The organism is Cetobacterium somerae (assembly GCF_022430525.1).
Classification (GTDB): Bacteria; Fusobacteriota; Fusobacteriia; order Fusobacteriales; family Fusobacteriaceae; genus Cetobacterium_A.
The window spans coordinates 78,126-97,510 of sequence record NZ_CP092521.1 but is presented as its reverse complement, the minus strand read 5'-3'; the positions used below and the strand labels follow the sequence as shown (position 1 = coordinate 97,510).

The window sequence follows — 19,385 nt, the reverse complement described above, 5'->3', positions numbered from 1 at the left end:
ACCACCGCCCTAATAGAGGGCGGGGCTTCGTGAGAAGTATCTGACTCATGTCAGATATATTAATTACACTCTGCGGATAGTTCCTACCCTGATATATATTTTAATAGGCTAGTAGGCTTCTACCTACCTCACGAACGTTTATACTTGCATTTAGGTCTCTGTCTATCTCTGAGTTACATCTATCATATTTATAAACTCTTGAAGATAGTGACAATTCAGTTTTTATAGCACCACAAAATGAACAAGTTTTAGATGACGGAAACCATTTATCAATCTTAATTACTTGTTTACCTAAAAACATTGATTTGTATTGAAGCATGGTTGTAAAGATACTCCAACCATTATCAGCGATAGATTTACCAAAGTTTAATGCTTGACTCATACCTTTCATATTGAGGTCTTCAATACATATGGCATTGTACTTTGTAACAAGTTCTTTTGACAATTTATGTAGAAAATCTTTTCTACTGTTTTTGATAGTTTGGTGGATTTTAGCAACTTTTAATTTTGCTTTACACCAATTTTGTGAGAATTTAACTTTTCTTGATAATTCTCTTTGAGCTTTAGCTAATTTAGCTTCTAACTTTCTAAAAAATCTTGGATAGTCAGCCCTTTGGTTATCGGAGCTAACAAAAAGTTCAGACATAGCAAAATCAAACCCAACAATATTATTATCGCTTGGAACTTCTTTAATATCCTTTTCAAACTCAGTTAGTAAGCACCGTTAGGCTCTTGGCTAATGGTAGCTGATTTAATTATATAATTTTGAGGTCTGTCTATGAAGTTTAATTTTAAACCTAGCTTTGGGAGCTTTAAATAGTTACCTTCAACTCTGATATTATTACTTGTAGATACTGTATTATATGATTTTCTACTTGATCTTTTAGATTTAAATTTGGGAAATACTGTACGCTTTTGAAAGAAATTTTTATATGCAATTTCTAAATTTTTAAGTGCTTGTTGTAACGCTATTGAATCAACCTTTTTCAAGAATGGGAATTTATTTTTTAGTAGGGGGAGTTCTCTAGCTTGAGTATTGTAAGTTACAGATTTTTTCTCTGTCTCATACAATTTTTTTCTCTGAGCTAAGAATCTGTTATATACAAGTCTAGTACAACCAAAAGTTTGATTAATTGTATTCGCTTGAGTTTCATTAGGATATATCCTATATTTATAAGTTAAGTTATATATTTTCATAGATTTCACCTCCATTTTTTAAATTTTATTATTATTGTATTATACCATAATTTCTAAATATTTTAATCTAAAAAACTAAAAAGATTGCCCTAATTCATCCTCCACCTAACAGAAGAAGAGATTTTCTCAGGATGTTTTGATAAAAAAATATTAGTATATATACACTAAATTAAGGATAGGTAACAAATGATTGAATTTAAGAACAAAGATAATATAAAATATATAAAAGTTATATTAGATGATTATCAAGAAAATTTTTTATTAGAAAGTAAATTAACTATAAAGGGTATAGAAATTAAAGTTAAACAAAGTTTAATTAATGAAAAAATTTTTAAACCTATAAAAGAAATTAAAGTAATTTCTTTAAAAAATATAAAAGATTATGAAGATATAAAAGATAGTATTAAAGTAAATAGTTATACTGCTATTGGAATCCATGTAAGATGGGCGTTAACTAAAAATATCAAACCAATTACAAAAATTGATAAAATATTTGAAATTTTAAATAATGTAAATGCTTTTTATAATGATTATGAATTATACTTTAAACCTTTTGGAGTAGTTCAATTTATTAATACTAAATTAGATATAAATATAAATTTTAAAAATAGCGAAGAATTATGTGAATATATAAAAAAACATTTTAGTATCTATTAAATTAATAAGTAATAATGTATAATAAATAACAAGAAAATTAAAGGAGTTAATTTATTATGAGAAAAAGAATTTTTTATTTAACAAATATTTTTTTTATTTTATCGATACAAATATTAGCATTAAACTTTACAAATAGTGAAAAGGTTGAGCAAATATTTCAACAAAATGAAGTAAAAGGAACATTTGTAGTTTATAATCCTCAAAATAATAGTTTTATAGGATATAATGAAAATAGAGCAGAGGAGCGATTTTATCCAGCATCTACTTTTAAGATATATAATTCTTTGATTGGATTAGAGACAGGAGCTGTAAAAGATGTAGATGAAGTTTTTTATAAATATAATGGTGAAAAAGTATTTTTAGAGAGTTGGGCACAAGATTCTAACTTAAGATATGCTATAAAAGTTTCACAAGTTCCAGCATATCAACTTTTAGCTAAAAAAATTGGAATGAAAAAAATGCAAAATGAAATTAATAAATTAAATTTTGGAAATAAAGAGCTAGGAGAAAAAGTTGATCAATTTTGGTTAAGAGGACCTCTAAAAATTAGTGCAGTAGAACAGTGTAAGTTATTGGCTAAATTAGCTAATAATGAACTTCCATATTCTAAGAACAATCAAAAACAAATTCAAGACATAACTATTTTAGAAAATACAAAAGATTGGACTTTACATGGAAAAACTGGCTGGGCAACATCAAACATAGAAATACCTGTAGGTTGGTTTGTTGGTTGGGTAGAGAAAAATGGACAAATTTATAGTTTTGCTATTAACTTAGAAATGAAAGATGGAAAAGATTTATTCAAACGTGAAAAAATTGCAAAAGAATCTTTAAAGTCTTTAGGTATATTATAAAAAAATCTTCCCGTCTAAAATTTAGAGCGGGAAGAAAATTTATAAAGTTTTCCTAATTTTCTATAAAAAAAATCTTTTCTAGTTAAAGTTCCTTTGATAAAATATTTTTTAACTGGAAGATAGCATTTTAATTCTTCTAGATATTCATACGAATTCCAAGTTCCAACTTTAATATTCTTTTCATAATAACCATTTTCTAATGAATTAAAATACTTCCCATTTTTTATAATAATTTCATCTGTAATTTTACCTTGAAAAACCTCTTCTAAAGTCACTATTCCCAAATGATGAATATGAAAAAGAAAATAGTATTTTCCATTGCTAAATAAAACATCATTACTATTAAGATATTTTATAAAATTTAAATTATCAAGTGAATAAATTTGAAAATATTTTTGAAGATTAAATCTTTCATAATCTTGAGGAAAAACTTCATATTTGTTAAAAATTTTTTTATCAGGTTGGTCCTCTTTTTCAATAGTATTAAGAGTATTCCAATCATAATTATTAAAATTTATGATTTTATAATACGGAGCTAGTTTATCTAATTCTTGTTTTGCTAAATTAACATTGAAGTTTTTAATATTTGCAATTTTACTATTTATTTTATGAGAGGTTATAGTATTAAATGTTTTAAAGAATTCTATAACTTCATCCTCTTCGTACTCATCTTCTTCCATATTTAAATTAGTAAGAGAATATCCTTCTAAATAATTTTTATCATCTTTAGAATAAATAATAAAAATTTCATTAACACTATCTTTATTAGTATCGTATAAAAATACCTCTTTAACTTTTGTTTTTATATTTTGTGTATCTAAGACAATAGGTTTATTATTTTTATTTATTTCAAAAATAATATTATATTTATTTTTAGTTTTTTCAAATTTAAGAAGTCCGTTGACAGTTGTAATTTCATTTTTAAATAGTTCTAATTTTAAATTTGGGTATATAGTATTTCCATGTAACTTAAATGGAGTCAATAAAATTAAAAAAAATAAAATTAGATATTTTTTTTGAAAAGTTTTAATTAAATTAAATTTTGATTTATAAGCTTTCATAAATCCCTCCAACAAATATCCATTGAAATTTATCTTTGAATTTATGAGAATTATAGCACAAAAATAAGAGGAAAAATCAATAATAAAAAAATAAATTTTCACGTAACACATGTGTTACATGAAAATAAAAAAAACTAGTTTAATTAAATTTGACTTTGAGAAAAGTGAGAGCTATACTTATAATATAGCAGATAAAGGGAGGTATTTTATGAAGAAAGTATCTAGTTTCATTTTATGCTTAATTATAGTTGGTTATTATTCATCTCAAAATAAAAAAAATCAAAAGTTAAAAAATACTAGAAATCAGTTGGCATATGAATACAATGTAAAAACTGATGATTTAAATAATAAATTGATATATGAATATAATCTAAAAGATAATAACTCAAATAATAAATTATTATATCAATACAAATAATAAAAAACTGTTAACAATTTTTAATTTTTGTTAACAGTTTTATTTTTTTATTAATAAATTTATTTATCGATAATCTTGACAAATAATTAATTCACAATTTATTGAATTTGTATTCAAAATAATCTTTTGTTCAAGGGATGGAGATTTGTCAGAGAAAAAAGCAAAGTTATTAGTAGATGAGACTCTACCATATGCCATTCCAGCCTCGTTGCTAGAAGAACCTCGATTAACTCCAGCTATAAAGAAGATATGAGTGTTAAATTGCTTTTTAACAGGTATTAAAGCATAATTTACATCATCTAAATTAATTACTTCAGGAAAATAACTTTCAGCTAAAATCTCGATACAAATTTCAGAAGAAGCATCAATAGCAGCTAAAAAACATTCTTTCTCAAAATTAGCACTAATATTTTCTAATCTAACTAAAATATAACCTACATATTTATTGGGGGGAACAACAATGTCTTTAGAACCCCAAAATATATAAGGACCTCCACTTTTCCAACTATTAATGCCTCTATTTGAAGTTTTGAATAAATCATATCTAGATTTAAAAATTAGAGATTTTTCATTAAAAGATGGTGAATTATTATCTTCTATAATTGCTCCAGATCCAATATTATTTTTATGAATGATTGTTGTATTCCAATTCCCACTAGGTTTTGTATAAAAGAAAGAGTTTGCAATCATATTTTGTTCTTTAGAATCACTATTTATACTCCAAGTTCCACCTTCGCTTCCGTTGATAACAACACCCTTTGTTTTTCCTTTAAAAATCATATCTCCATCAAAAAATTGACATCCATTTAACATATAACCAACTTCAACATTTTCAAATCGTATAGATTCTTCAATATTATGATTAAATTGACACCCTGTAAATGAAGCGTGCGAATTATTAGGATAGTTGATTCCATCAGTTGTTCCACCTACAACTCTAGCACCATTTTGATTTCTGTTAAATTGGCAATTAGATGCCATATTATTTCCACCACCAGTAAAATATCCAATGTAATTTTCTCCAGCTATACATCCATTTAATTGAGAGTATTCACCTCTAACGTCATTTTTTATACCAATATAGTTTTTATAAGCTTTAAAATTATTTAAAATTGGTATTTTATAATATTGAGGAGCTGATTGCGCACCAGTATTTTTAATTTTTATACCAGAGTCATTACATCCACTAGCAGAACAGTTATTTAAGGTAACAGACAAACATCCGTCTAAATACCACCCAACTTGATTTCCTTTTATTGAGGGTCTTATGATTTCGTTATTTCCAAGAACATGAATATTTTCAATGATACAATTTACATTAGAAAGAATTCTAATGATATTACTGTTTAAGTTGCTTTTGAAAATAGTATTAAATTCTCCTCTTAAAAAGGTTCCATTGGGAATATTTAAATGAGTTATTAAATAAGTTCCTGTAGGAACTTTAATCTCTTCTCCTATATGCGAATCAATTATATTTTGGATTAAAGATGTTTGATCAATACTTCCATCTTTAATAATCTCTTCAAAATAATTAAAACTATTTTTGTTATCATCATACCAAAAAATTTTCATATCTAAATACCTCCGTGTAATAAAAATTCAAAATTGTTATTAATATAATAATATCATTTTATTTTAAAAAACTTTATATAAAATTTATATACTTCTTAAATTTCTTTTTAAATATAGGTTTTATAAGATTAAAAAGTTTAAATTTTATTATTGCTAGTGTAAAAAAAATTGACTTAATATATATGTTTATGTAGAATTAATTCATACAAGTTTTGAAAGCGGAGGGGAAATGAATAAAGAATTAATTAAAATTTCAAGTGAACTAGTAGCAGATGGTGAAAATTATTTACAACATATAGTTGATAATAAGATGGATACATTATTTCTTTCAATAGCAGATGGAAAATATCCAAAAGATATTTATTTTGAATTTCCTGAAAGCATTGTCTTAGATAGAGTTGATTTTTTTACAAATCATCCAACAAGTGATGAAGGAAAAATAACTAAGTACGAAATCTTATACAAAAATAATAGTTCTGCCAAAGAATGGAGAAGTATATACATATCAAATACATATGGTTCTAAAGGAATTAGAATAGCTAAAATTGAGCCGATTTTAGCTAAAGGCATATGTTTAAGAATTCATGATTCAGCAGCAAGAAAAGTAGCAATAAATAATATTGAGTTTTATATAAGAGAAGATTTAAAAGAAAAATTATTAGAATTGTTCGAAAATATAGATTGCAAAAATATATTAGAAAGTTGTTCTTTAGAGAAAATAAGAGATTTTAAGTTTGATAATAAGGATTATGGCTTTATAGGAGAATTGTGTGAAGTTGGAAAATACACACGTTTAAATGGAGCTGTTAAAGCTATAAAAACTATAAGAATTCAAGGAACAGAAAAAGATATTTCAGCTGTAGAATTTTTTGAAAGTTTAAAGAGTAATAAACCATTATTTATTACACCGCTTAATATTTTTATAGAAAAACAAAAAGAAATTCTTTTAATAGCTGATAAATCTATTGATGTTTATATAGTTAACTTCATTGGAAAAGAGATAACATGGAAAAAACAAAGATTAGGGAAGGGAATGAATATAATTTATTCAAAGGATGCTTTCGGAGAACTTTGTTTAATTAATAATAAAGTAGATGTTGAAATAGTTGTTTATAATCCAATTGAAAGAATAAACTTTAAGATAGGGAATAACAAATTTTCACAAATATTAAAAGAGAGAGAAGTAAGTAAAAATATTTTTGTAGAAGGGAAAAACTTTAATGCTAACTTATCTAAAAAATGGATAATAGAAAATTTTAATGAAAGTGAATTTATTCAAGGAATAGAAAATTTAGATACAATTTTAGAATATGTTTATTTTTTAATGGATAGGACAAGTATCTATAGTCAAAATATAATACCTTTTAAAATATTTTTTATACAGGGAGAAAGTATTAATAGAGAAGTTAGTTATGAGAAATTAGATTTGGGGAGTTATTTAAGTTTTGCAAATGCTCCAGAAAAGTTTTTCAATAAAAATATTAAAAATATTATTAATGAGGATTTTTGCAATGTGATTAGAGAGCTATTTATCAATGAAAGCATCATTGGAATTGAAGTTTCTAAAGTCTTTAAATTTTTATTAAAACAAGAATTATATATACGGTATTTAAGAATGCAACCAGAAGTAGAGGAGGAGACTTTAAATATTTGGGCTAAAATTAGATTAGTTTATGGAACAGAAAGATTAATTCCTAAATTAATTAGAGGATTATCTGAACCGACTCTAGATAATTTAGTTTTAGTTGCTTCACAGGTATTAGAGAGAAATCTATCAATCTATTTCAAAGAGGTATATTCGTTGAGTGAAGAAACTATTCAAAAATGTGAAAAATATCCATCTCTTCATGTGGATATAAATTGGATAACTTATGAAAATCAAAGAGAATATCATTTAGAAGAAATTAGAAGATTTAATGAAATTTTAAGAAGAAATTAATAGGAGTTGAAGAGATGCTAAAAAATAGTTACACAAGAAAAATTATTGAAACTTTAAGTATAGTTGATAGAGTAAGTTTTTTATGTGATGAAGTTATAGAAAAAGTTATTTTAAAATATTTAGATGGATATGGAAATGAAAAGACTCAAGAGTTTACTGTAAATCAAACTCAAAATCTAATAACAGTAAGTTTTGTTAAAACATTAGTTAAAGAGTTATCAATTGAAGTTTTAGGAGTTTTAGAAATTAGAAATATTGAAATTAATACACATCCTATAGAAAATTTTAGTATCAATGAGGATGTAGAGAAGAAAATACCATATGATTCTTTAGCTGTAACATCTTCAGCCTTTGAGGCATCAAAACCAATATCAAGAGCTTTTGATGGAAATTTAAATTCAGAAGCACAATTAAAAAAGTATTCAAATTATGGTTGGATACACATGGTGTTATCAGAGGAGAAATTAATTGATTGTGCAAGAGTTTTGAGTTATAGAAGTAGCACTTCTGGACTTATAAAGAAATTTAAAATATTAGTAAAAAATCCTATGGATGAATCATGGGTTGAAGCTGGAACTTATACTATTGAAGAGTTTAAAAATGAGTGGATGACAATTAAAACAACACCTTATTTAACTAAAGAGATTACTTTAATAGTTGAAGATTCTGAAAATAAGTGGGCATATATAAATGAGATAGAAATATATAATTACTCTACTTTTGAAAGAGATATTTTAAATTTATTTACTGATGAGTCTTTAATGGATATAAAATCTGAAGTTACATATTGGGATATAGTTAGTTTGAAAGAAAGAGTTATAAGTACAGAGCATTATAAAGAACTTTTAAATAAAGCGTTAGAAATATATTTAAGTAAAAAAACTCCAGCAACTTTAAGAATGACTTTTGAAAATTTGAAAGTAATTGATAATTTAAGATTTAGAGCCTCTGGAGAAATGGAGTTATATACTATTGAATATGTAAATTCAGCCAATGAACGTATAAAGATATCTACACCTATTTTAGAAGAGGGAGAGATAAAGCTTTTAAATATTCCTAAAATTTTTACAAAGGAGATTTGTATTGAAATTTTTGGAGTAAATAGTATAGAGGATATAGGATATGAGGAGTATCCAGTGGAAAATTTTTCTTTGATAGAAGATAATGAAAGAAGAATATCAAAAGAAAGTATAGATATAACAACATTAAATGAAAATTCCAAATTTCCTTTAATTAATATGTTAGATGGAAATGAAAAATCTGAATCTCATATGAGTGGAACTTATAGCGGTTATCATGATTATACTTTTAAAATAGATAATTTCAAAATAATTGATAAGTTTAAAATTCTAAGTACAAGATTCAATCCTAGTTTTACATCAGGTTCTATAAAAAGATTTGAAATTTTCAATAGGGATTTAAGTAGTGAAGAGTTAGTATCTTTAGGAAGTTACACTGTTGAGGAGTTTAATGATGAGTGGCGTGAATTAAACTTTGCACCAGTCTTAACGGATGAAATTATTTTAAGAGTATACGAGTCTGATAGAAATTGGATATGTATAAATGAAGTTGAAATATATCAATATAGTCTTTTAGAAAAGGCTATAAAAGAGTTATTTTCAGATGATAATTTAACAACTTTAAAAGAAAATGTAACTTATTGGAAGATACAAGAGCTAAGAAAAATAGCTCTAAACACTAAAGAATATATAGACCTTTTAAATAAAGCTGAAGAATTGTTTTATACTAATAAAACTCCAGTGACATTAGAGTTAAATTTTGAAACTTTAAAAGTTATAGATAATATTCAATTTAAAGTAGATGGAATTGTGGAGAAAAATTATATTGGATATTTAAATACACAAAATGAAAATATAAAGTTAATAATTCCATTAGTTCAAAATGGTGAGAATATAATAATTGATACTTCTAAATTTTTAACGAAAAATTTGTATATTCAGCTTTATGGTATAACAGAGATAAGAGAATTGACTTATAATGAGTATCCATTTGAAAATTTTGCAATAGTAGAAGATAGAGAGAGAAAATTATTAAAAGAAAATATAACAATAACTACGTTAAATGAAAATTTAAGTTTTCCATTAACTAATATGTTAGATGGAAATGAAAAATCTGAATCCCATATTAGTGGAACCTATAGTGGTCATCATGACTTTAATTTTAAATTAGATAGCTTGAGAATAATTGATGAATTTAAAATTCTAAGTACAAGATTTAACCCAAACTTTACCTCAGGTTCTATAAAAAGGTTTGAAGTTTTAGGAAAAGATTCAAGTAGTTGTAGAATGATATCTTTGGGAAATTATACAGTTGAGGAATATAGTGATGAGTGGCATGAGTTAAAATTTGCTCCAGCGTTAACAGATGAAATTATATTAAGAGTTTATGAATCAGATAAAAATTGGGTATGTATTAATGAAGTTGAAATATTTAACTATAGTACTTTAGGAGCGCAGATATACTATTTATTTGCTGATCAGTTACAAACAGCTTTAAGAAGCGATGTAACTTTTGAAGAGATAAAAAGATTAGCTGATATGATTATAACGAATCAAGAGTATAGAGATTTAATAAATAAAGCTTTTGAACTTTATTATGAAGGTGTACCTCCAAAATGTATAGAAATAGAGTTTGGAGAACTTAAAATATTTTCTGAGATAGAATTTGATATTGACGGGAGATTAGAAAAAGTTATTTTAAACTATTATGATACATACAATAATTTGCAAGTTAAAGATTGCAGTATTAATATTTTAGAAAATAAAGGAACAATATCTCTTGGCGGATTTGCTTATACAAGAGGAATAAAATTAGATGTTTATGGTGCAAGAGATTTAGCAAATATAAAGTTTAAAGAACATCAGATATCTGAGTTTGCATTGGCAGAAGATTTAGAACAAAGAATAGCCTATGAGCAATTGATTGTAAGTTGTGATAATGGACATGAGAGTTATCCACTTTCAAATATGTTTGATGGAAACGAAAGAACGGATTTTCGTTCTAAGGCTTTTACTACCTCTATAGACATAAATATAAAATTAAATGAACCAACAATTATAGATGAAGTTGGAATTACTAGTTTTAGATTTGATAGTCCAAATGGAATAACAGGACTTATCAAAAAAGCATCCATACTAATAAAAGATACAGTTTCTAAAAAATGGTTAGAGTTTGGATATTTAGAAATAGAAGAGTTTGTAAGAGAGATGCATATTTTAAAAAATTCGCCATATTTAACAGATGAAATGTGTATAAGAATTTTAGAAGCTGATAGAAGTTGGGCTTTAATAAATGAACTTGCTATAAATAAGTATAGTTTACTTGAAGCTGAAATAAAAAATCTGTTTACAGATGAAACTTACGCAGCATTAAAAGAGAGCGTAAATTATGAATTAATTAGATCATTAAAAGAGAGAGCGACTAATTCAGAAGATTTAAAAAAATTACTAGCTATAGCGTTAGAACTATATTTTAAAAGTAAAATTCCAATATTAGATGCAGTTCCTGTTGATAAAAATGTTGTTTTTGATAGAGTTGATTTAGAAGTTATCGGAAAAATAGAGAGAATAGTATTTGAATATGAGGATAACCTTGGAAGTATAATTCAAAAAACATTTGATTATTTAGATCAAGAGAGTGATAATTTTAGCTTAAATTTACCTAAAGTCCATGGAGAAAATGTTTTAGTAAAAGTTTATGGTGTTGATTCTATTTTATCAATTAATGCAAATACATATCCTGTAAAAGAGTTTTCTATATATAATGATATAGAAATATGTGTTCCAACTAATGAGATAACGGTAACGGAATCAAATCCGACTTCTAACTCCTATTTAATAGAAAGAGCTTTTGATGGAAACATGAATACAGAATATCGTTCGAAAGGATTTAAAGAGTATTCTGACATAACGATAAAGCTTAAAAAAGAGACACTTATAGAAAGTATAAATCTATATAGTTTTAGAAGTGCAAATCCTGGAATAGTAAAGGGATATTCAATTTTTATAAAAAATATGTTAACAGACGAGTGGAAAGAGTTTGGAAAATATTTAAATGAAGAGTTTATCAATAATTGGTCAACAGTAAAGAATAATGCTTATTTAACAGATGAGATTAAAATAAGAGTAACTGATGCTGAAAGTGATTGGGCTTGTATCAACGAGATACAAATTTGTCCAATTAATACATTGAGATACGATGTAGATAAATTATTTAAAAACAATAGTTTTATGGAGTTAAGAGATGGAGTAACTTTAGAGGAAATATTAACTTTAGAAGGTTTAATTAAAAAAGATTCAGCTCTTATAAAGAAAACTCAGTTAGCTAAATTTTTATTTGAAAGTGTAGAGTTAGAAGAGTTTGATATTCCATTAAAAGAAATAAAAATATTTGATAGAGTGGAATTTATAACAGAGGGACAGATTTCTAAAATTCATTTAAAATATAAGGATACATTTGGTTTTGAAAGAGAGAAAGAAGTTCCATTTGAGATAGAGGGAGATAACGTTTCTATAAACTTTGAAAAAATTATGACAAATAAAGCTTCTATAATAATTTATGGAAAATCTCAGATTTATGGAATTCAAAAAATTTATCAAATAAAAACAAACTCATATAATTTAGAAGAGTTTGCAATAGATGAAGATATAGATACAAGACTTCAAAGAGAAAGTTTTAGTATAAGACATTCAGCATTAAGTGGTGGATATAACGATATAGAAAAACTTTTTGATGGTGATTTAGTAGGACAGGTACATTTTAAGAAAACTCCAGGAGCTTATATATACTTAAAGTTAAATAAACCGATGCTAATTGAAGCTGGAAGAGTCATGAGCTATAGAAATGGTACGTCAGGTTTTTTACAAAAGTATAAGGTATCTTTAAAAAATAGTTTCGATGAAAGTTGGGTAGACTTAGGAAGTTTTGAAAGAGGAGAATATTTAAATGATTGGTTAGAGATAAAAGGTCAAAAATATTTGACAGATGAAGTTTGGTTTGACTTTGAACAGGGTGAAAATAACTGGGCATTAATAAATGAAGTAGAAGTATTTGCTTATAATATTTTAGAAGAAAAAATAAATAATTTATTTAAAACATCTGAGTGTTTAGAATTAAAAGATTCAGTGACAATAGATGATATAAATAATTTATTAGCTAAAGATTTATTTAAGCAAGAGTATATAGATAAGCTAATTTTAGCAAAACAGATATACATAGAAAAAATATTTCAACCGATAGAGTTCCACGTAAAAAATAGTGAATTTTTAGTAGCTAATGGTCTGGAAATAAAGTTTGAAGAGTTACCAGATAAAATTTTAGATATTTCTGTATATTATAAAGATTCTTTAGGAAATAAAAAAGTAATAAAGGATTTGTATAATGGGTTAACGATTTAAGACAGCTTCCCTCTTACCTTAAGCAAAATTTTGAGGTATAATATATCATAAAATAAACTAGGAGGATGAGGTTGTGGCTAGAAAATCATATTCACCAGAATTTAAATTTGCAGTTGTTTTGGAAGCACTTAAAGAAAGAAAAACTCTTCAAGAAATCGCTTCAGAACATCATATTGCACCTTCTCAAATATCTCGTTGGGTAGATGAGTTTAAATCGGCGGGTATCTCTGTTTTTTCTAAAGATATGTCTAGCTCTAAAAAGATTGAACTTCTTGAAGAGCAACAACATGAGCTTTATGCTAAAATTGGTAAACTTAGCTCTGAGAACGATTGGTTAAAAAAAAAGCTCGAGAGATAGCTGATTTATTAGGTAATCCAGTTTCTTTAATCGAAGAAAACCTTTATTTTAGCATCTCAGAACAATGTAGAATATTTGGCGCTAGTCGAAGCTCATACTATTACGCTCCTAGGCCTAAAGTTGATATTCAGGTTCAATTAAAAGAAAAAATAAAGGAACAATACAGTCTAGATCCTTCAGCGGGTTCTAGACGTATTACTGCAGCTTTGAATAGAGCTGGAATACCTGTAAAAAGATCAGTCATTAGAAGACTCATGAGGCAGCTAAACCTTAAAGGAATTGCACCTAAAAGAAATTTAAGTAAACCTAAAGCTGGAGCGCAGAAATTCCCTTACCTTTTGAGAAATCTAAAGATTGAAAAGCCTAATGCAGTATGGTCAACTGATATTACGTATTTAAAAACACCAACAGGTTTTATGTATTTAACTGCAATAATTGATGTTTATAGTCGTAAAATACTAACTTGGGAATTGTCAAACAGTATGTCTAAAGATTTCTGCATTAATTGTTACAAAGAAGCAGTAAAAACTTATGGTTCACCAGAAATATTAAATACGGATCAAGGTAGTCAATATACAAGTAATGAGTTTATCGAAACAGTGCTTTCATCAGGCGCTTTATTAAGTATGGATGGAAAAGGCCGTTGTTTAGACAATGTCTGGATAGAAAGATTTTGGAGAACAATTAAATATGATTATTTATATCTTTACGAGCATAAAACAACACTGGAATTATACAAAGGAATCCAATCATATTTAAATTTTTACAACTCAGAAAGAGGACATAGTTCTTTAGGATATTCTACTCCAAATGAAGCTTTTGAATTATCAACTTTTGAGTACAAAAAAATTGCTTAGGTTTTAAGAGAAACTGTTTGACAAAAGAGCCCACCATATTGAATTTAACTGCTGATTTAGAAAATCAAAAGCTTATTGGTTATTTTAGTGAAAAAGTTTTAATGGATCCTAAAATTCAATTAATTTTAGATGAAGATGAAAAATGGAAAGTTAAATCAGGAGAGTTTAATATAATAAATCAGAAAGAGTTTTATAACAATGAGGATGTTTCAAATATTTATTCAAATGATTTAATAACTCTTGAAACATCATGTGTAGAAAAGAATGGGCTAGAAAATATTTTAGATGGAAATAGCGAAACTTATTATCAAAATTTGGAGCTAGGAGATATTGTATTTAAGTTCCAAAATAAAAAAATATTTAATAGCTTAACTCTTTTAAGTGAAGTAGTAGGTCAAAACACTGGAAAAATTTATAGTGCTTCAATTTTTTATAGAAGTGAAAATCAAAATAGTTGGGAGAAGTTAGCAAATTATGAAAATACTTCGCCAATTTCATCGATGCACATAGAGTTTACACCTACATTAGCAAAAGAGATACGTGTTATTTTTCAAAGAACAGTAGACTCTCAAATAGTTGTAAATAAGGTTGAATTTAATGTATACAATAAGTTTGATGAAACTGTTGAAAAAATATTTAAAGATAAAGAGATGTTTACAAAATTAAATTCAAATATAACAAAAGATTTAGTGGAAAGACTAAAGTCAAGAATATCATCATCTACAAGTATTATCTCTACAAAATTAAAAATAGCAGAAAATATTTTAAATAATAATAACGAATTAGAATATGATATTTTTACACTGAAAGCTTTAGAACATGATACAAATTACTATTTTACAAAATTACAAACAGGGACTACAGGAAGAACCTATCCAACTCCTTACTATGTTTATCCAAATACTGATCATGTATTTATAAGTAATAAGGATCTAAGATTAGAATTAAGTTTAGCTGATCATAAACCTTTAAGTGAGCAGACTTTCTATATAAAAAAAGGTATCAATATAGTTAATTTAGGAGATAAAACAGGGCATGTATTTATAAATGGAGGAAGTAATGGAGGAAGAGAGGAAGAAATAAAACTTTATACAACTGATGAAGTTACAGGATTACATTATAAATATGGATTTATAACTGAAGAGGAATTTTATAGTAAAGAGAGAAATTTAACATATAAAGAAGATAATCATGTGAGTTCAAATACAGCTTATATTGAAGGAAAGAATTTCACATCAGCAATAAGGTATGATTGGATAAGAGATAATATACCTTATGGTACTTTAACAAACAGAGTAAAAGCATTAGATGAATTTTTAGACTTTCTATATTATATAGCTGAAGCTGGAACATATTTTGAAAATGCAGTACCATACAAAAGACTTATGTGGGAAGGAGGAACTGCAAATCCTCATGCAGGAGGATGTTACGCAGGAGCATATACAGCGTATTCAAATAATCCTTTGGCAATTTTAAATAAAGATTTATCAAGTTTTGCATCAGGATGGGTTGTTGGACATGAAGTCGGTCATGAAATGGATTCTAATAGTTATCTTATGGGAATTTTTGGTGAAGTAATGAATAACTGGTTTGCAGAAGAAGGAAGAATTAAATATTTAAAAAATCCAAGATGTGCTCCTAATTTAGTAAATATTATGGATACAGAGGTGTCTATTTATGATATGGGATTCTTTGATAGGCTAGCATTCTGGATTAAATTAAGACTTTATTATAACGATGGAGATTTCTTTGTAAAATATCATAATATAATGAGACATTTACCTACAGAATTGGAGATATTTAGTGTTCCTGATCGATTGATGATAATGGCATCAATGATTATTGGAAGAGATACTTCTGATTATTTCTTAAGACATAAATTCCCAATAACTGAATCAGCAGTAGAGATATCTAGTAAATACCCTAAATTTACTATAGATATAACTAAAATAAACTGGGATAATCAAGAGGAATTCAGAGAAGAGGAAAAAAATAGAATTTATCAAATTTATAAAGAGAAAGTATAAATTAATAGAACTTTCTTAAAATAATTTTAAAATTATAAAAAACAAGAAATCCCAAGAGATTAGACTTTTAAAAGAATAATTCTCTTGGGATTTTTAAATTTACTTATAATCTCCTTCCATGAATCTATAGAAAGCAGGATTTACCCAAATCTCTTGAGTTGTAACTTCTAAGTTTGATCCGTTTTTCATAAAATCAGTGAAAGCTTTTGAATTTTTAGGAAGAGTTAGAACATTAGCTTCAAAATCTCCATTTTTAACTAGATGAGATATTAACATTTGATATCCCTCAATTTTATTTGTTTGTATAAATGGTTGCCACCATGATTTATAAATCAATCCTTCTTGATCTTTAGAATCTTTTTTTGCATAAAGGTCAACAAGTTTTGTGAATTTAATTTTATCGTTATTATTTGAGAATTGGAATTTTAAATCGTACTCTGTAGGAGTAACAACAATTTTCCCATCTTCTAAAATAATATGAGTATAGTTTGGAGCTCCCCAATTTGGATTATGTAAGAAAGCAGAAGTTTTAGGTTCTAGTTGAACTTTGGCATCAATACCTTCACCTTTTAAAAGAGCTATTAACTGTATAGCGTGTGTAATATCATTATGACCATAACTTACTGAAAGATTTTTATCAAAATGAGCATAGTTATTGATATTTTTTAAATTATAGCCAGTCATAAGTCCATTAGCTAAAGCAATATTTAATTTTTCAAGTAAAAGATCATCTTTTGCAGGAACAACATTATTCCATTTTACTAAAACTTTTTCAAAAATATTTTTATCAGAAATATTTCCTAAAGAGTTTTCGTTGTTGTCTAAAAAATCAGAAACATATTCTGTAATAGTTGAGTAATTTTTTTGGTTAAGCATTTCTACTGAAGTTATATTTAAATCAACTAAAACTGCTTTATGTGAAAGAGATTCAGAAGATTCAGTTTTAATATTTTTATAGCCTTTTAAACTTTTTTCAATTTTTTCTTTTGGATAAGTTTTTGCTAACTCTTGAAGTTTTAATTTTTCAATAGCTGAACTAGGTTCAGTGGCAGCAAAAGCTGTTAGATTTAAAAGTACAAGAGTAAGTAAGATTTTATTTTTCATTTTATTGTCCCTCCGAATTTTAATTACATTTGTGTAAGCATATTAATTACAATTTTAGCAGAGTTATCAGCTGCAATTGTAACAAAGTCATTATAATTCATGTGAGCACTACCATCAGCTTTATCAGACATTGATCTAATAACTACGACAGGAACTTTATATAAATTTGCAACGTGAGCCACAGAAGCACCTTCCATTTCAACAGCCCATGCACCAAAAGTTGTTTCTAGTGATTGAACAGTAGCTTTATCAGCAATAAATTGATCTCCTGTAGCAATTGTACCAATATAAACTTTATTTTTTCCTAAAACTTTTTCTGCAGAGTTCTTTGCAATTTTAATTAAAGTTTCGTCAGCTGAAAATTTTGTATCTACTGAACCAGGAACAGCACCTTTTTTAGTTCCAAAAACTGTAGTGTCATAGTCGTGTTGAACTAAATAATCAGAGATAACTACATCTGTTATATTAAGATTGTTGTTAATAGCTCCAGCTACTCCAGTAAATATGATTTTATTTACATCATATTCTTCCATGGCAATAGTTGTTGACATAGCAGCATTTACTTTTCCAATTCCAGATTTAAAAATTACAACATCTTTGTTTTCTAATTTTCCTTTATAGAATGTAACAGAAGCTTTCTCCTCTTTTTTTACATCTTTCATTTGAGAAAGTAAAATTTTAATTTCAGAGTCCATTGCTCCAATTATAGCTATTCTTTCAGCTAAAGTTAAAGTAGATGTCAATAGTGTTAAAAGTAGTGTAAGTTTTTTCATTAAATTCTCCCCATTAAATAATTTTATAGAAAATAAAAAAAGAGCATATAAATCCTATGGGAATACATACTCTCATTATTAGCGATTATATTTATCCCTCATAGAGAACTATTTACGGTAGTTCGTAGAAACTCTTGGCCAATCCCAAGTATATATGAGTTTAATTGTGATTTTTATAACTTTTTCTTTCTAAGAAAATGATATCATAAGTTTTTTAACAATGCAATAAAATAATATTTTTAAATGTTGAAATTGGCATATAAATACATTAGAATTAAGACATATTATATAAAACAGACATATTTATTAAGAGGGGAGAGATTGGTGAAAGCTGAATTTATTGTAATTCAAGACAAATTAAAAAGTGCTAGAAATGTAAAAAAAATCACACAGAGGGAATTGGCTGAAATTTGTGATATTTCTGAAAAGACTATTCATAGAGCAGAAAATGAGGCAGAAAAGGTAGAATTTGAAACACTTCTATTAATCGCTAAAAAATTAGAGATAAAGATTGAAGGGTATTTACATAAAAAAGCTTTTTCTTTAGATGAAACTTGGGGTTTAATGGAAGAGATATCTAAGGGATATATATTAAAAGTTCATCCAGTTAATTTTGATATAGAAAAATTAGATATAGTTATAAGAATAGTTGAAATTCTTGAAAGAGATTTAAGAATAGAAACTAATTCAATAAAACTAAGAGCACAAAGATCTTTAATTTTAGAAAATGAAAAGCTAAAAGAACTTGGTGGAAGAGGGTACTACAACGTGTTTACAGAGGATAATATAAGAGTGTTAAATTTATACTTTCTAAATAGTAGTTCTAAAAAAATAAAAAAGGATGAAGAGAGAGAATATATTGAAGTTTTTAAAGAGTTAGAAATGAAGTTTTAAAATTATAGATATAGCATGTCGTATTTATATTAAAAGATGTTAGACAAGTGTCAATTTTAAGAGAAAAAATGTCGGGTGTTAGGGATTGTTAAAAAGGAAAATAAGTTATAGAATAAGTTCATTAGAAGAAAGGGGGAGAGTGCTATAAATAAAATTGTTGTAATTTCAATATATATTTTATTTTTATTTACAATTGATGCTTCACCAATTGAGTTTGAAGATAAAAGTATAATATTAAAAAATAATTTTTATAGTAT

Annotated in this window: 13 protein-coding genes, 1 pseudogene and 1 riboswitch; of the genes and pseudogenes, 9 read left to right on the top strand and 5 right to left on the bottom strand. The window is 26.2% G+C overall.

The window, feature by feature from the left end:
- Nucleotides 1–100: 100 nt before the first annotated feature.
- Nucleotides 101–1,197 (bottom strand): annotated as a pseudogene (locus MKD34_RS14165) (RNA-guided endonuclease TnpB family protein).
- A gap of 186 nt (nucleotides 1,198–1,383) precedes the next feature.
- On the opposite strand from MKD34_RS14165, the gene MKD34_RS12805 reads away from it, so the two are divergent.
- Both MKD34_RS12805 and blaOXA read left to right on the top strand, forming a co-directional pair.
- Nucleotides 1,384–1,854, top strand: coding sequence for a hypothetical protein (locus tag MKD34_RS12805; protein WP_240221637.1), 471 nt, complete (start codon nucleotides 1,384–1,386; stop codon nucleotides 1,852–1,854).
- A 56-nt stretch (nucleotides 1,855–1,910) separates the two neighbouring features.
- Nucleotides 1,911–2,708, top strand: a complete 798-nt coding sequence (blaOXA, locus tag MKD34_RS12800; protein ID WP_240221635.1) for a class D beta-lactamase — start codon at nucleotides 1,911–1,913, stop codon at nucleotides 2,706–2,708.
- Between the two features lie 14 nt (nucleotides 2,709–2,722).
- Here blaOXA and MKD34_RS12795 read toward each other — a convergent pair whose 3' ends face one another.
- Nucleotides 2,723–3,769, bottom strand: coding sequence for a hypothetical protein (locus MKD34_RS12795; RefSeq protein WP_240221633.1), 1,047 nt, complete (start codon nucleotides 3,767–3,769; stop codon nucleotides 2,723–2,725).
- Nucleotides 3,770–3,977: 208 nt separating this feature from the next.
- On the opposite strand from MKD34_RS12795, the gene MKD34_RS12790 reads away from it, so the two are divergent.
- The gene (locus tag MKD34_RS12790) at nucleotides 3,978–4,187 is read left to right on the top strand and encodes a hypothetical protein (RefSeq protein ID WP_240221631.1); all 210 of its coding nucleotides are present in this window, start codon (nucleotides 3,978–3,980) and stop codon (nucleotides 4,185–4,187) included.
- Nucleotides 4,188–4,250: 63 nt separating this feature from the next.
- Here MKD34_RS12790 and MKD34_RS12785 read toward each other — a convergent pair whose 3' ends face one another.
- Nucleotides 4,251–5,759, bottom strand: a complete 1,509-nt coding sequence (locus tag MKD34_RS12785) for a hypothetical protein (protein ID WP_240221629.1) — start codon at nucleotides 5,757–5,759, stop codon at nucleotides 4,251–4,253.
- 229 nt (nucleotides 5,760–5,988) lie between these two features.
- Here MKD34_RS12785 and MKD34_RS12780 point away from each other — a divergent pair, with 229 nt between their 5' ends.
- From MKD34_RS12780 to MKD34_RS12760, 5 genes are all read left to right on the top strand, one after another.
- Complete coding sequence (locus tag MKD34_RS12780; protein ID WP_240221979.1) at nucleotides 5,989–7,698, top strand: hypothetical protein; 1,710 nt, start codon at nucleotides 5,989–5,991, stop codon at nucleotides 7,696–7,698.
- A 14-nt stretch (nucleotides 7,699–7,712) separates the two neighbouring features.
- The gene (locus tag MKD34_RS12775; protein WP_240221977.1) at nucleotides 7,713–13,115 is read left to right on the top strand and encodes a discoidin domain-containing protein; all 5,403 of its coding nucleotides are present in this window, start codon (nucleotides 7,713–7,715) and stop codon (nucleotides 13,113–13,115) included.
- A 73-nt stretch (nucleotides 13,116–13,188) separates the two neighbouring features.
- Entirely contained in the window at nucleotides 13,189–13,473 is a 285-nt protein-coding gene (locus MKD34_RS12770; protein ID WP_240219283.1) for a transposase, read from the top strand.
- A complete protein-coding gene (locus tag MKD34_RS12765) occupies nucleotides 13,446–14,330 on the top strand; it encodes an IS3 family transposase (RefSeq protein WP_240219284.1) in 885 nt (294 codons plus the stop codon). Before MKD34_RS12770 ends, MKD34_RS12765 begins: the two co-directional genes overlap by 28 nt.
- Before the next feature lie 17 nt (nucleotides 14,331–14,347).
- Entirely contained in the window at nucleotides 14,348–16,357 is a 2,010-nt protein-coding gene (locus MKD34_RS12760) for a M60 family metallopeptidase (RefSeq protein ID WP_240221975.1), read from the top strand.
- A 99-nt stretch (nucleotides 16,358–16,456) separates the two neighbouring features.
- On the opposite strand, the gene MKD34_RS12755 is transcribed toward MKD34_RS12760, so the two are convergent.
- Together MKD34_RS12755 and MKD34_RS12750 are read right to left on the bottom strand one after the other, a co-directional pair.
- Nucleotides 16,457–17,461, bottom strand: coding sequence for a hypothetical protein (locus MKD34_RS12755; protein WP_240221973.1), 1,005 nt, complete (start codon nucleotides 17,459–17,461; stop codon nucleotides 16,457–16,459).
- 23 nt (nucleotides 17,462–17,484) lie between these two features.
- A complete protein-coding gene (locus MKD34_RS12750; RefSeq protein WP_240221971.1) occupies nucleotides 17,485–18,234 on the bottom strand; it encodes a 5'-methylthioadenosine/adenosylhomocysteine nucleosidase in 750 nt (249 codons plus the stop codon).
- A gap of 81 nt (nucleotides 18,235–18,315) precedes the next feature.
- A riboswitch (purine riboswitch) is annotated at nucleotides 18,316–18,412 on the bottom strand.
- A gap of 146 nt (nucleotides 18,413–18,558) precedes the next feature.
- Here MKD34_RS12750 and MKD34_RS12745 point away from each other — a divergent pair.
- On the top strand, nucleotides 18,559–19,128 hold the full coding sequence (locus MKD34_RS12745; RefSeq protein ID WP_240221969.1) for a helix-turn-helix domain-containing protein: 570 nt from the start codon (nucleotides 18,559–18,561) through the stop codon (nucleotides 19,126–19,128).
- The last annotated feature ends 257 nt before the right edge of the window (nucleotides 19,129–19,385 follow it).

Coding starts and splice junctions, on each gene's coding strand:
- MKD34_RS12805 (WP_240221637.1), top strand. CDS start 1,384: ATGATTGAATTTAAGAACAAAGATAATATAAAATATATAAAAGTTATA.
- blaOXA (WP_240221635.1), top strand. CDS start 1,911: ATGAGAAAAAGAATTTTTTATTTAACAAATATTTTTTTTATTTTATCG.
- MKD34_RS12795 (WP_240221633.1), bottom strand. CDS start 3,769: ATGAAAGCTTATAAATCAAAATTTAATTTAATTAAAACTTTTCAAAAA.
- MKD34_RS12790 (WP_240221631.1), top strand. CDS start 3,978: ATGAAGAAAGTATCTAGTTTCATTTTATGCTTAATTATAGTTGGTTAT.
- MKD34_RS12785 (WP_240221629.1), bottom strand. CDS start 5,759: ATGAAAATTTTTTGGTATGATGATAACAAAAATAGTTTTAATTATTTT.
- MKD34_RS12780 (WP_240221979.1), top strand. CDS start 5,989: ATGAATAAAGAATTAATTAAAATTTCAAGTGAACTAGTAGCAGATGGT.
- MKD34_RS12775 (WP_240221977.1), top strand. CDS start 7,713: ATGCTAAAAAATAGTTACACAAGAAAAATTATTGAAACTTTAAGTATA.
- MKD34_RS12755 (WP_240221973.1), bottom strand. CDS start 17,461: ATGAAAAATAAAATCTTACTTACTCTTGTACTTTTAAATCTAACAGCT.
- MKD34_RS12750 (WP_240221971.1), bottom strand. CDS start 18,234: ATGAAAAAACTTACACTACTTTTAACACTATTGACATCTACTTTAACT.